Source organism: Alteromonas sp. ABH4_456, from assembly GCF_056160645.1.
Genome location: NZ_JBSWXO010000004.1, coordinates 275,982 through 287,687 on the forward strand (window position 1 = coordinate 275,982; position 11,706 = coordinate 287,687).

The 11,706-nt window shown below is 45.7% G+C and carries 10 protein-coding genes; 8 read left to right on the top strand and 2 right to left on the bottom strand.

All coding sequences use genetic code 11. From position 1 onward, the window contains the following. Positions 1-63: 63 nt before the first annotated feature. Complete coding sequence (locus tag ACXAG2_RS08725) at positions 64-1,797, top strand: putative 2OG-Fe(II) oxygenase (RefSeq protein ID WP_474866038.1); 1,734 nt, start codon at positions 64-66, stop codon at positions 1,795-1,797. On the opposite strand, the gene ACXAG2_RS08730 is transcribed toward ACXAG2_RS08725, so the two are convergent. Continuing rightward, the gene (locus ACXAG2_RS08730) at positions 1,794-3,434 is read right to left on the bottom strand and encodes a tetratricopeptide repeat-containing sulfotransferase family protein (protein WP_474866040.1); all 1,641 of its coding nucleotides are present in this window, start codon (positions 3,432-3,434) and stop codon (positions 1,794-1,796) included. The two genes, ACXAG2_RS08725 and ACXAG2_RS08730, sit on opposite strands and share 4 nt — an antisense overlap. A 674-nt stretch (positions 3,435-4,108) precedes the next feature. On the opposite strand from ACXAG2_RS08730, the gene ACXAG2_RS08735 reads away from it, so the two are divergent. The 6 genes from ACXAG2_RS08735 to ACXAG2_RS08760 are packed head-to-tail and all read left to right on the top strand — an operon-like array spanning position 4,109 to position 9,088. Next, positions 4,109-4,873, top strand: coding sequence for a DUF3450 domain-containing protein (locus tag ACXAG2_RS08735; RefSeq protein WP_474866043.1), 765 nt, complete (start codon positions 4,109-4,111; stop codon positions 4,871-4,873). A 6-nt stretch (positions 4,874-4,879) separates the two neighbouring features. Next, positions 4,880-6,238 (top strand): MotA/TolQ/ExbB proton channel family protein, encoded by a 1,359-nt coding sequence (locus tag ACXAG2_RS08740; RefSeq protein ID WP_474866045.1) that lies wholly within the window; start codon positions 4,880-4,882, stop codon positions 6,236-6,238. Position 6,239: 1 nt separating this feature from the next. Beyond that, a complete protein-coding gene (locus ACXAG2_RS08745) occupies positions 6,240-6,764 on the top strand; it encodes a MotA/TolQ/ExbB proton channel family protein (RefSeq protein ID WP_474866047.1) in 525 nt (174 codons plus the stop codon). 11 nt (positions 6,765-6,775) lie between these two features. Beyond that, a complete protein-coding gene (locus tag ACXAG2_RS08750) occupies positions 6,776-7,174 on the top strand; it encodes an ExbD/TolR family protein (RefSeq protein ID WP_474866049.1) in 399 nt (132 codons plus the stop codon). A gap of 1 nt (position 7,175) precedes the next feature. Beyond that, the gene (locus tag ACXAG2_RS08755; RefSeq protein ID WP_474866052.1) at positions 7,176-7,787 is read left to right on the top strand and encodes an energy transducer TonB; all 612 of its coding nucleotides are present in this window, start codon (positions 7,176-7,178) and stop codon (positions 7,785-7,787) included. Positions 7,788-7,789: 2 nt separating this feature from the next. Continuing rightward, positions 7,790-9,088: a tetratricopeptide repeat protein gene (locus ACXAG2_RS08760; RefSeq protein ID WP_474866054.1), complete on the top strand. Its 1,299-nt coding sequence runs from the start codon at positions 7,790-7,792 to the stop codon at positions 9,086-9,088. 92 nt (positions 9,089-9,180) lie between these two features. Here ACXAG2_RS08760 and ACXAG2_RS08765 read toward each other — a convergent pair whose 3' ends face one another. Then, the gene (locus tag ACXAG2_RS08765; RefSeq protein ID WP_474866056.1) at positions 9,181-11,214 is read right to left on the bottom strand and encodes a GNAT family N-acetyltransferase; all 2,034 of its coding nucleotides are present in this window, start codon (positions 11,212-11,214) and stop codon (positions 9,181-9,183) included. Between the two features lie 60 nt (positions 11,215-11,274). Between ACXAG2_RS08765 and ACXAG2_RS08770 the strand changes: the two genes are divergently transcribed. Beyond that, positions 11,275-11,694, top strand: a complete 420-nt coding sequence (locus tag ACXAG2_RS08770; RefSeq protein ID WP_119500645.1) for an acyl-CoA thioesterase — start codon at positions 11,275-11,277, stop codon at positions 11,692-11,694. Positions 11,695-11,706: the final 12 nt, after the last annotated feature.

The following is an 11,706-nucleotide window of genomic DNA, read 5'->3' on the forward strand; positions in this document are numbered from 1 at the left end:
TTACAAAAATAGAGAGGTTGAAGAATCCGGAAAATAAAATAATAAATATAAGCAGGTAGTTACGTGGAAACACTCAATCGCGGTCTGAAGGAAATTCAGTTGCTGATGCAGCAGCAGCACTACGACAAAGCGCTTCATGCTATAAATGAACTCGAGCGGGCATTCGGGCCATCAACTGATACAACATTGTTTCGCGCCAGAATATGTTTATACACCCACAGGTATGCTGACGCAGAGAAAAGCTACCTTATAATCGGGGTCCCGGCGCTCATTAAATGTAATGAGATCTATAACTTTCTTTTTGTTCTGAAAAAGCTAAAAAAAATACACACAGCTATCAGTCAGTATCAGCAGTATAATCTCGCGGTCATGTCTCTGAACCTGGCATTACTGTATTGCCAGTTGCTTCATGAAGCAGGCATGGCTGAGCACCTTTTGAAGCATCTGAAAACGGCTACAGTTAAATTTCAACATGATGAACTGTTTTTGATTACCAGTGCTTTCTATCATCGTCTGGCTAATCACCCGTCCCCCTCTTTCGAAGCGTTAGAAGCAAAATCAGGGACTTCAGAGCATTACTTTCTGGAGCTCGCACACGGTTACCTCCATCAACAACAGAACGCAAAAGCAACAGAGGTTCTGCATCAGGGATTGAAATGTCATCCTCAAAGTATTGCCTTGCACAAGATGCTGGCAGAGACATTACGCACCATCGACCCTGACGGGAATATTTTTGAGGTACTGGATGAGCACATTGCCCGTCTCAATCAAAATAGTGTGCAGGTACTACCGCTGGCTTTTCTTAAAGCAGAAATACTCATTACCATCAAATCATTCAGTGAAGCCGGTAAATACCTGGCATCTCTGAGCCAGCGCTATCCCTCGCAACTCAGGCTGAGTTATTTGAAATCTGTGGTTGCTTGCCGGCTGGAGAAGTATGCTGAAGCCGAGCAATTACTGGATATTTGTATCAATGGCAGCGGTCCTGACAAGCGACTCTTTATTGATAAGTCTTTTTATCTCATGCGAAGAGGGGATTTTCCCGCTGCAGAGTCGTTTTTGATGAAGGCAGCCAATATTGCGCCATTTGATCAGGAAGTATTGGGGTACCTCAGTGTTTGCTGGCAGCAGAATAAAGCACAACACCGCAACTGGCTGGTCAATCAGCACGAGTTTGTGAAGTGCATACCGGTTAAAAGCGATTTCGAACAGCTTGTACAATCAGAGGATGCCTGGCATCAACTCACCGGGTTTCTCAAACAGTTACACAGCAATCAGTATGACCCTCTGGATCAGAGTGTTAATGGCGGGTCACAAACAACCGGCAATTTGTTCTCGTTAACTGATCCACTCGTCCTCAACCTCAGACAGGTTCTCGAAAGGGCTGTTGATCAGTATCTCAAATCCTTGCCAAATGATCCCAATCATCCGTTTTTAAAACGAAAAGGCTCCGGCTTTTGTTGTTCGGGAAGCTGGTCAGTAAGATTACGGGGTGAAGGCTTTCATACCAACCATGTCCATCCGGTAGGCTGGCTTTCAGGTTGCCTGTATGTCGATGTGCCATCGTCATTATTAAATAGCCATGTTATGGAAGAAAAAGCGGGCTGGATCAAATTCGGTGTCTCAGACATTGTGCCGGATGTTGCGCCTGATGCCATGTACCCGCCGGTGCCGGGCCATCTGATGTTGTTCCCTGCGTATTTCTGGCACGGCACTAATCCGTTTAAGGTGGAAGAAGCAGAGCAGGGGGCTTCACGGTTAACCGTGATTTTTGATATAGAGCCGGTTTACGGTTAGTTGCCGAATAGTTCGCTGTAATGGTTCCAGCGTCCGACGGACCGGTTATGAAGGGGCTGACGGACTTGTTCCATAGAAGCCGTGGTAATAATCCCGTTATCATCTGACCCGCTGTTGCGGGCAGCGGGGTCAAGACCAAGCCATTTGAGCACGGTATCAACGGTGTCCGCCTGATTTGCAACCAGGTCTTCGTAAGACACAGTCAATATGTCCTCTTCATAGTGTGTTTGCCAGTAAGACAGTAATGACTGTTGACGGTCGAGGTAGTCCAGCGCAGTTTCTGTAGTCAATGAATAAGACATTGCGGGACCAAAACGGTTAAACAATAAAGATGTCGCAATGTCTTTATGATTGCGCCCGGTACATATAAACCGCGCGCGGGGAAAGAGGGTTTTAATAAATCCGATTTTTTCAAAATTGTCCGGTCGTTTATCAAGCACGGTAGCATCACCGGTTGTTCGTAAAGCATCGAGCCGCTCAAGGTAGGTTCGTCTGATCCGGTCAATAGATTCAGATGTTATTTCAGCAGCAGGTGGAAATCCTCCGCATATCAGGGGAGCGAATTTGAAGAAATGATCAATCTCTCCACCTGAACAGAGAAAAGGGTGAGCTGACAGTTGTTTTTCGAGGAGTGTTGAGCCACTCCTGAAAGGGCCGCAAATAAACACAGGCGACACATCATCTGATTCTGAGACAGGGTTCTGCGGAATCTTGCAATAGATTTTGTGCCAGGCCCGTATGTCAGACAACCGTTTCCGGTGACAATCTTTTATAGACTGAATATTCAAATGTAACTGAACGAGGTCGGCATTGTTGGCTTGTACTATTAACTGGGATGCTGTGTCGAAATCATGTCTGCTGTCAAACCAGCGGGCAACTGCATAAACAAGATCAACGTCATCGTTATCTTTAAATGCGCCCGGAGACACAAAATGCGAAGATACCTGACTTGCGAGCCGGGTAATATCCGCAGACTGATGATCGCCCGGAAATTCAACTAATCTGGCAAGAGCACGCTTTTTATATTCCTGAGTTGAAAGCAACGACTCAAACGCACGTTTTGCTGCAGGATAGTCTCCGGTTTTCTGTAAATATCCACCGTAGTCAAATAACCCCGCTTTGTAACCGGGGGATAAAGACAGCGCCTTACGGTAATGTTTGAGTGCCGTGAGTTTATCAAGGTAATGGTCTGTATAGATAACCGCGAGCTTAAGATGCACTTCTTCCGGTTGCTCAATATTTTTTTCAAGACACAGTTTGTAGAAGCGAATGGCTTTCCCGTAATCCCCGCAGCCTTCTGCATACCACGCAATATTAAACAAAATATTATGGTTATCGGGATGGCGTTGATTGAAAGTTTCCAGCAGTTCAACGGCCTTAAAAATCTCGTTATTGGAAGCATAGGTTTCAGCCAGTTTTTCGCTCCACAGAGGATTGTCATTTTCACGCTCAGATTGTTGTTCATAGAAACGTATTGAAAAAACGGAGCCCGGTTGTGCTTTTGCCAGTTCAAAATAAAAGGGAAGCTTTTCACGTTCTGCAAGAGAGTGCTGCTCATCTACCATACGCCGTGCTTCATCAAATTGTTGCTTATCAAGCAATTGACGGAAACTGGAAAGAAGTACAGCTATATTCATCGGGTTCTCTTTTACTGAAGCGCACTCTCAATGAATGCGGGTAAATGCATTAAGCAGGGTAACATTTTTCCACGGGAATCCGAATTGGTAAACCTGCTATTTATGTGCGGTGAGTGGTTGATAATTGGCCATGAATAACCGAAGTTTGCTTGTAGCTTATTTGTAACACTTGAGAAAAAATGCCGGAGTTAAAGCAAAAAAACTGCTCTAAACGGCCTCTTTCTCCAGAAAAGTAGGAAAACAGAGCAAAGTTACAATAACTGAATAACGTTTTATTAACGTCAAATCCTGAAACGCCTTAAACACGGGTATTTTGATCGGGGGTGCTGCATTAAGGAAAAAGCGATATCCGACAACATTTATCGCAATTTTACGCCTTTTTATCTATAAAGTAGGGCAAAATATGCCGGTTTTCACAAGTTATTCTGGTAAGACCATTGCAAAATTGGTTATTCAGTAATCGTTCAGTCATTTTAAAATGCGGTGTTAAGACTGTGTTACTTGACTCATTCTATTAATCCGTGTGAGTATTAGAGTTCGTAGTGTTGGCGTTTTACGACAATCACTACCTTCCTTAAAAACATTGATAAAGTTTTTACGCCCCTGGCTCGAACATAATTTTATGTATCGCGCGAGGATTCAAATAAGAAATTTGGTTGGGAACTATGTCCAAGATGAGCAAGAGAACTCTTATTGCTTCTACTGTGATCGGTGCTTTCGCACTAACTGGTAGTGCAGCTGTCTCTGCAGTGGAGCTATCCGATCTTCAAAAAGAAGACGCGAAGATTCAGGCTGCTGCAGCGAAATCTCAAGAAAAAATCAACACGCTGTTCGAACAGTCTCAAGAACTACTTGTTGAATACCGTCAAGTTGTAGATCAAACAGAAAACCTGAAAATCTATAATGACTACATCGCTAGCCTGGTTGCTGATCAGCAACGTGGTATCGATTCATTGCAACGTCAAATCGATGGTATCGAAGCGACTAAGCAAGGCATCGTTCCATTAATGTTCCGCATGATCGATAGCTTGGAAAAATTCATAGAATTGGATAAACCAATTCATATTGAAGAACGTCGTGAGCGTGTTCAACGTCTTCGTGATCTGATGGCTAACTCTAATGTAACGGTTTCTGAGCAGTTCCGTCAGGTAATCGAAGCCTATCTGGTAGAAGTTGAGTACGGCTCAAAAATGTCTTCTTATCAGGGCACAATTGAAGCTGATGGCTCAGAACAGACTGTTGATTTCTTCAACTTAGGTCGTACAGCGTTCTTAGCACTGTCTCTTGACCAGACTCACGCCTGGGTATGGAACAACGACGCACGTGCTTGGGAAGTATTGGGTGATGAATTTATGTCATCGACCATTGATGCTGTGAAGATGGCTAACGGTGTAATCCCACCAGCCCTGATCAAGTTACCAATTAAAGCAGCGGAGTAAGCATTAATGAAACCAGTATTCAAATCTCTTGTAGCCGCTGCAACATTAGCAGTGGTAGCTTCCGGTGCGCAGGCACAAGAAGCAGTGAGTCTGCAGGACCTACTGGAGCAGGTTAAGCAAAACCGTGTCTCTGAAGCTCGTATTAACCAGCAGCGTGAAGCAGAGTTCCAATCTGCACGTGCTGACAAGCAAGCATTGCTGAAAAAAGCCCAATCTGACCTGACTGCCGAGCAGAATCGTGGCGATCGTTTAGCAAAGCAATTCTCTGACAACGAAACAACGTTGAACGAAAAGGCTGCTGAGCTGGACCAGGCAACTGGTACGCTGGGTGAAATGTTCGGTGTTGTTCGTCAGGCATCCTCTGAAGCTTATGGCCGTGTTTCTACTTCAATCGTAAGTGCACAGTATCCTGGCCGCGATGCTTTCCTGGCTAAAATGTCTGAAGAAGCAAGCGGTCTGCCTAGCATTAACGAATTGGAAGACCTGTGGTTTGCACTGCAAACTGAAATGACTCAGTCTGGCGAAGTTGTTCGTTTTAACACTGAAGTTGTTAGCCTTGAAGGTGGTTCATCTGAACAGGAAGTTGTTCGTGTCGGTACCTTTAACTTGATCGGTGATCAAGGTTACTTAACGTATGACGTTGAAAATAAAGTTGTACAACCTCTGGGCCGTCAACCAGACAGTCACTATGTTGCGTCTGCTCAGGACCTGACAGATGCAAATTCAGGTTTGGTATCTTTCTATGCTGACCCGTCTCAAGGCGCAATCCTTGGTTTGCTTAAGCAAAAGGCGACCATGGCTGAGCGTTACCATGCAGGTGGTGTAGTAGGTTATGTAATCACTGGTATGCTGGCGATTGGTCTGTTAATCGGCGTATTCAAAATGATTCAGTTGGGTGCAGTTGGTGCGAAAATTAAGTCGCAACAGAAGAATCCAAGTAATCCTTCTACCAGCAACCCACTGGGCCGTATCCTGACAGTTTACAAAGAAAACAAAACTGTTGATGCAGAAAGCCTTGAACTGAAACTGGATGAAGCCATCCTGAAAGAATTACCGACTATCGAAAGCGGTATTAACGTTATCAAGATTTTCGCTGCAATCGCACCTCTGTTGGGTCTGTTAGGTACAGTTATCGGTATGATCGAAACCTTCCAAACAATTACTCTGTTTGGTACAGGTGACCCGAAAATGATGGCGGGAAGTATTTCAATGGCACTTGTAACTACTGCTCAGGGTATTATCGCGGCTCTGCCTCTGATCCTTACTCACAGCATTGTAGCTTCACGCAGCAAGTCAATTGTTCACATCCTGGACGAGCAAACAGCGGGTATCATCGCTGCTCACTCAGAGTCGGAGAAGGCGTAATATGTTATACCTGATTGGATTATGGGAATCAGTCAGGGATTTTATCGCTACCGGTGGTGACGTACTTTATTTCGTCGCCCTCGCGCTCTTTCTCATGTGGGTACTTATGATTGAGCGCTACTGGTATATCACTTCAGTATTTCCGACGGTGAAGAAAGACATCATCGCAAAATGGGATGCTCGTAGTGATACTACCTCCTGGTATGCGCATAGAATCCGTGAGGCATGGATTTCTCAAGCGTCAGATGATCTGAACGCGAGGATGCTAATTATCCGTACATTAGTGGCAATGTGTCCATTAATTGGTCTGCTGGGAACAGTGACAGGTATGATTAGCGTATTCGAGACTATGGCAACGCAGGGAACCAGTAATGCACGTTTGATGGCATCTGGTATCTCAATGGCAACAATCCCGACAATGGCGGGTATGGTTGCGGCATTGTCCGGACTATTCATCAGTTCTCGTCTCGAAGCAAAAGCGAAGTTGGCAAAAGAAGGCTTAGTTGATAGCCTGCCACATCACTAGAGAGAACGATTATGGCTCGAAAAGTCAGAACAGAAGAGGAAGAAGCTGCGATTGACATGACGCCGATGCTCGACATCGTGTTTATCATGCTTATCTTCTTCATTGTTACTACTGTTTTCGTTAAAGAAGCAGGCATAGAAGTAAATAAGCCTGAGGCGAGCCAGGCGTTTCTTCACAAAAATGCAAATATTTTCATCGCTGTTACAGAGGATGGAACTGTTTGGATGAATAAAAGTGAAGTCGCTGTGGACTCGGTCAGAGCTACGTTAGAACGATTGCTTACGGAACAGCCTACGGATTATGTATTTATCCAGGCTGACATCAAAGCCAAACATGGTGTCGTAGTCAAGGTTATGGACCAGGTTAAAGCTGCGGGCATCGATCGTATATCGGTTGCGGCGAGGGGTTAAGATGGTAAGGATAATTGTCTCTATATTATTAGGTGCGTTAGTTGCCTTTGGTCTGTTTGTTGTGATGGCAAAGCTCATCCAGAACTCTGGCAGACCAGCGGATGAGGTTGCTCCTGCACCTATTATCGATATTGTAATGCAGAAGCCGAACGACGATACACAAACACGTAATCGTAAACCGCCTCCGCCTCCGCCGCCACCCCAGCAGCCACCAAAAGTTCAACCTGTTGAACCTGAAGCTGCTGAGCCGGATAACTCAGGCTTTAGCTTGGCTATTCCAGCTATTGATACCGGTGGTGTTGGTGTAGATATTGGCGGTGTTGGTGCGATGCAACGCGATGGTGATGCTACACCAATCGTGCGTATCGATCCTAAGTACCCACCTGATGCTGCCCGTGATGGTCGCGAAGGTTGGGTAAAACTGCAGTTCACTATTAATGAACAGGGTGGTGTTGATGACATCAGTGTTATCGATGCAGATCCCAAGCGTATCTTCGACCGTGAAGCGCGTCGCGCGCTGAGCAAGTGGAAGTACAAGCCAAAAATTGTTGACGGTAAAGCGGTTAAGCAAGAAGGCATGTTCGTTCAACTGGACTTTAAACTGGAGCAATGATCATGAAACTACGTACATTTAAAATGTCCGCCGTTGCTTTGGTCATGGGTATTGGTGCTGCGATTGCAGCGCCAATGGCCGCAGCGCAAACAGCGCCTGCAGCGGCTAAACCTTCTGGCCCTGTACTGTGTCCTGGCTATGTCAAGGGTAAAACTACTCTTGTTGGCGAGCGTACCGGTAAGAAAGTTCAGGCTGCTTTTGAAGCCTACAATGAAGACCGTGTTCAGGAAGCTATCGATATCCTTAAAGAAGTAGATCCAAGTGACGACTTCGATAAGGCATACGTAAACCGCTTCCTGGGTAACCTGATTGCGTCTCAGGAAGGTAAGGGTGCAGAAGCATTCGGTTACCTTCAGTCAGCGGTACAAACTAAAGTACTGAATGACCTTGAGCACGCAGGCACGTTGAAGTTACTTGGTGACTTAAGCATGCAGGAGCAGAAGTTCAACGACGCTGTCACGTATTATGACAAGTGGATGGACTTTACCTGTAAAGAAGATGCACAGGTTTACACACGTAAAGCACAAGCATTGTATGAGCAGAAGAAGTTTAGCCAGGTTGCAGCAACTGCTGACAAAGCTATCAAACTGAATTCTGAAGCTGGCAAGCCAGACAAAAACCCTTATCTGTTGAAGCTTTCTGCTTTCTTCGAGAGCAAGAAGTATCCTGAAACAGTAAGCGTGGCTGAAGTGCTTGTTAACATGTTCCCTGAGAATCCAACTTACTGGGTTCAACTGGGTAGCTTCTATATGATGGTTGAGCGTTTTGATAAAGCTGTACAAACTCTGGATATCGCTTACACGGCGGGTTATCTTGAGAAAGACAGTCAAATCAAACAGCTTGCTTCCCTGTATGCAAATGCGGGTAATCCACATAAGTCTGCTGAACTACTGTCTAAGTATGTTAAGAGCGGCCTGCTGAAGAAAGATGCGGAGATGTATGCAAACATCGCTAACTCTTATCATCAGGCGAAGGACTATAAAGATGCGGCCAGTTATTACGGTAAAGCTGCAGAAGCAGATAGCGATCCTGAATATTATCGTAAGCAGGGTACTTTGTTACTCGTAGCTGAAGATTATAAAGGTGCTATCAAAGCTCTGAACAATGCTCTGGAACGTGGTGCTGAAGATCCCGCTAAGATTCACTTCTCATTAATGGAAGCGAACTTCTATATCGGTAACTACAAAGCAGCTTACGATCACATTCAGATTGCTAAGAAAGATAAGTCTTTACGCAGAAATGCGATGGCGTGGGAACCTTATATTAAAGATAAGGCTAAAAACCGCGGCATTAAGATTTAATGCTTAATTAGAATTAAAAAACCCTGCATCAGCAGGGTTTTTTGTTTCAGTACTTCTAATTTTATTTTTTGTATCCGGCCCGGAACCTGATTTCACACCTGACCACCGTCTTGCACCGACGACAGAAGTTGTTCACACCGGCGTCTCAGATCATTAACCATCTCTTTCTTACCTTGCAGGCCCGTGCGGTCCGCTAACTGTTTCAAAGAGTCACCTGCAGATAATCTGCGAAGTATTGCAGCTAATTCGATATCAGTGCCGGAATGGGCTTTATCAGCCATTTGGGTTAAATAATTCAGCGAGGAATATAAATGGTCGATACTCCGGCTGCCTTCAACGAACTGGCGGATCCTTAATAAATGGCGACTACGCAGTAGCGGGGGGATCTCATCGTTTTCTTCCAGTGCCAAAAGCTGGTCAATGGCTTCTTCTGCCCTCTTAGAGACCGGATTGACGACCAGAGCACTGATCAATCCTGATGCTTTGTCCGGTTTATTGCCCCGTTTTACAATGGTAAAACCATTAGTTACCCAGAATCTCAGTAACTGGTCTTCAGCGCCAAACGATGAGGTGATCAAATCAGCACCTTCAGTCTGGCAGGTGAAAATAATTTGCTTGAGTAACTTTGACCCGAGACCTTTTGACTGCCAGCCAGGACTCACCGCAATGCGGTTAATCCGCCTTATTTTCATGGATGCAAAATTAACATCAGTGCTCATTAAAGCCAGACTCTGTGCCGTCAGATGACCCTTTACACGACGTTTTCCTTCTGCAATATGCTCCGTGAGGGCTACCGGCGCAATGCTGCCTTCATGCTCTACTACTGCGGCAGCAATAATCTTGCCTTTCACAGTAAGAAGGTGGAAGTTGTTTTGAGGAGAGTCTGTCAGTCTTAACATGTCATCGGGACTACTCTGGTAATGCGCAGCAGTAAGCATTTCCAGAACCTGACGGAGTGTTGATGGTTCCATTTCTCTTGCCGGCAGGACAAGGTGCTCCGGTGAAACAGGTTCCCGCGGCTCGCCCGGTTCTTCACGGCTCAGCGGTTGTCTGAATGTCAGGTTCGATACCAGAGTTTCCAGCTGGTCGCCACCGCGCCATCGTACAGGCTCTGTCAGCTTTCTCACCGGAATATTTTGAGGCTGGAGAAACTTGGTTCTGAATCCTTGTCCACTGCCTTCATAACCGTCTATGGTAGAGCTTAAGATAACAAACGCAGGTGTTGATAATAAGCGCTGTAGCAGCGGCAGTGGCAGCGCTGCTGCTTCGTCTATGACGAGAACATCAATGTTATCTTCGGATAACAGCGGGTTGTCCGTAGCCATCCACTGCGCTCTGTTTCCGCTTTCGCATTCTAAGGACGCGAGTAATCCTGAGACAGAGGCTTGCGAATACGCTGTAACAGCTACATTTAACCCCAATTTCAGAAAGTGGGCGATAATTTTACCGGATAAAAAAGACTTCCCTCTGCCTCTGGCTGCCTCAATACAAACACACTTGTAAGTGCTGCAGTCATTCTGCGTGATCTCGTCAAACACCTTCTGCTGGGCAACTGTCAGTCTGTCAGACTCTGAAATGCGGGAAACTTCCACAGGCTGCGGGGAGGGTAAGTACACGCTGTCACGGCTGATCACGCCCGTCTCCGGAGTGTCTGTTAAAGGGCGCAGAATCTTATCGATATACACACTGCTATCCAGTGTTTCTCCGTAGCTTAAAAAATAGGGGCGGGTAACCGACGGATGATTGTGCCAGGTATCTGATGGCGGTGTCAGGAGTATTAGTGCTCCGGATACTTTTACTGTGCCGGCCAAAGCCGTCAGTACAGATGGCCTGAATTGCTCCGAGAAGTCGATGATGACTATGTCATACTCACTGCCTAAACACTGCCGGTATAAATTGAGTGGCGTGATCTTCGTTATCGTGGATTTTGCTGTATCAACAGGCCTGACATTAAGTTCGCCGGCAATGCAAACAGAAATACCTTCAGTCAGTGATGAGAGTATGCCTTCTACTGTGGTGGCAAGGTGATGCTTATCGCCATGGATCACCAGTCTTTGCCGGTGATAATCGCTGGTATTACAAAACAAGGGGACTGTAAGCCAGTCAGTCACAGTTGTCTGAGCCATTTGATATCATTTCACGTATAATCCAGCCGCTATTTTATCTATTGTTTACGAGGAATTCGAATGCGCTTTTTATCCCGCCGGCTTGTCATGCCCAATGATCTTAACTACGCCAATGCTTTATTTGGTGGCCGGGCGATGGAATGGATTGATGAGGAAGCGGCAATTTTCGCTATTTGTCAGCTGGAAACAAATTGTCTGGTCACAAAGCATATTGGTGAAATTACGTTTGAATCCCCGGCGTTACAGGGCGATATCGTTGAGTTTGGTCTGGAAACTAAATCGGTGGGGCGTACGTCGATTACGGTAACATGTCTGGTGAGAAATAAAGCGACCAAGAAAACCATATGTCTCGCTGATGATATTGTTTTTGTAACTCTCGATCCGGATTCCCGTACTCCGACGCCCCATGGTAAAACGATGGAGATATTGAAAGCACAAACAGAGGCTGAAATCCGCAGCCTGAACCTAAATGCAGAATAAGCTGTTAAAACA

Coding starts and splice junctions, on each gene's coding strand:
- ACXAG2_RS08745 (WP_474866047.1), top strand. CDS start 6,240: ATGTTATACCTGATTGGATTATGGGAATCAGTCAGGGATTTTATCGCT.
- ACXAG2_RS08750 (WP_474866049.1), top strand. CDS start 6,776: ATGGCTCGAAAAGTCAGAACAGAAGAGGAAGAAGCTGCGATTGACATG.
- ACXAG2_RS08770 (WP_119500645.1), top strand. CDS start 11,275: ATGCGCTTTTTATCCCGCCGGCTTGTCATGCCCAATGATCTTAACTAC.
- ACXAG2_RS08730 (WP_474866040.1), bottom strand. CDS start 3,434: ATGAATATAGCTGTACTTCTTTCCAGTTTCCGTCAATTGCTTGATAAG.
- ACXAG2_RS08755 (WP_474866052.1), top strand. CDS start 7,176: ATGGTAAGGATAATTGTCTCTATATTATTAGGTGCGTTAGTTGCCTTT.
- ACXAG2_RS08765 (WP_474866056.1), bottom strand. CDS start 11,214: ATGGCTCAGACAACTGTGACTGACTGGCTTACAGTCCCCTTGTTTTGT.
- ACXAG2_RS08740 (WP_474866045.1), top strand. CDS start 4,880: ATGAAACCAGTATTCAAATCTCTTGTAGCCGCTGCAACATTAGCAGTG.
- ACXAG2_RS08760 (WP_474866054.1), top strand. CDS start 7,790: ATGAAACTACGTACATTTAAAATGTCCGCCGTTGCTTTGGTCATGGGT.
- ACXAG2_RS08735 (WP_474866043.1), top strand. CDS start 4,109: ATGAGCAAGAGAACTCTTATTGCTTCTACTGTGATCGGTGCTTTCGCA.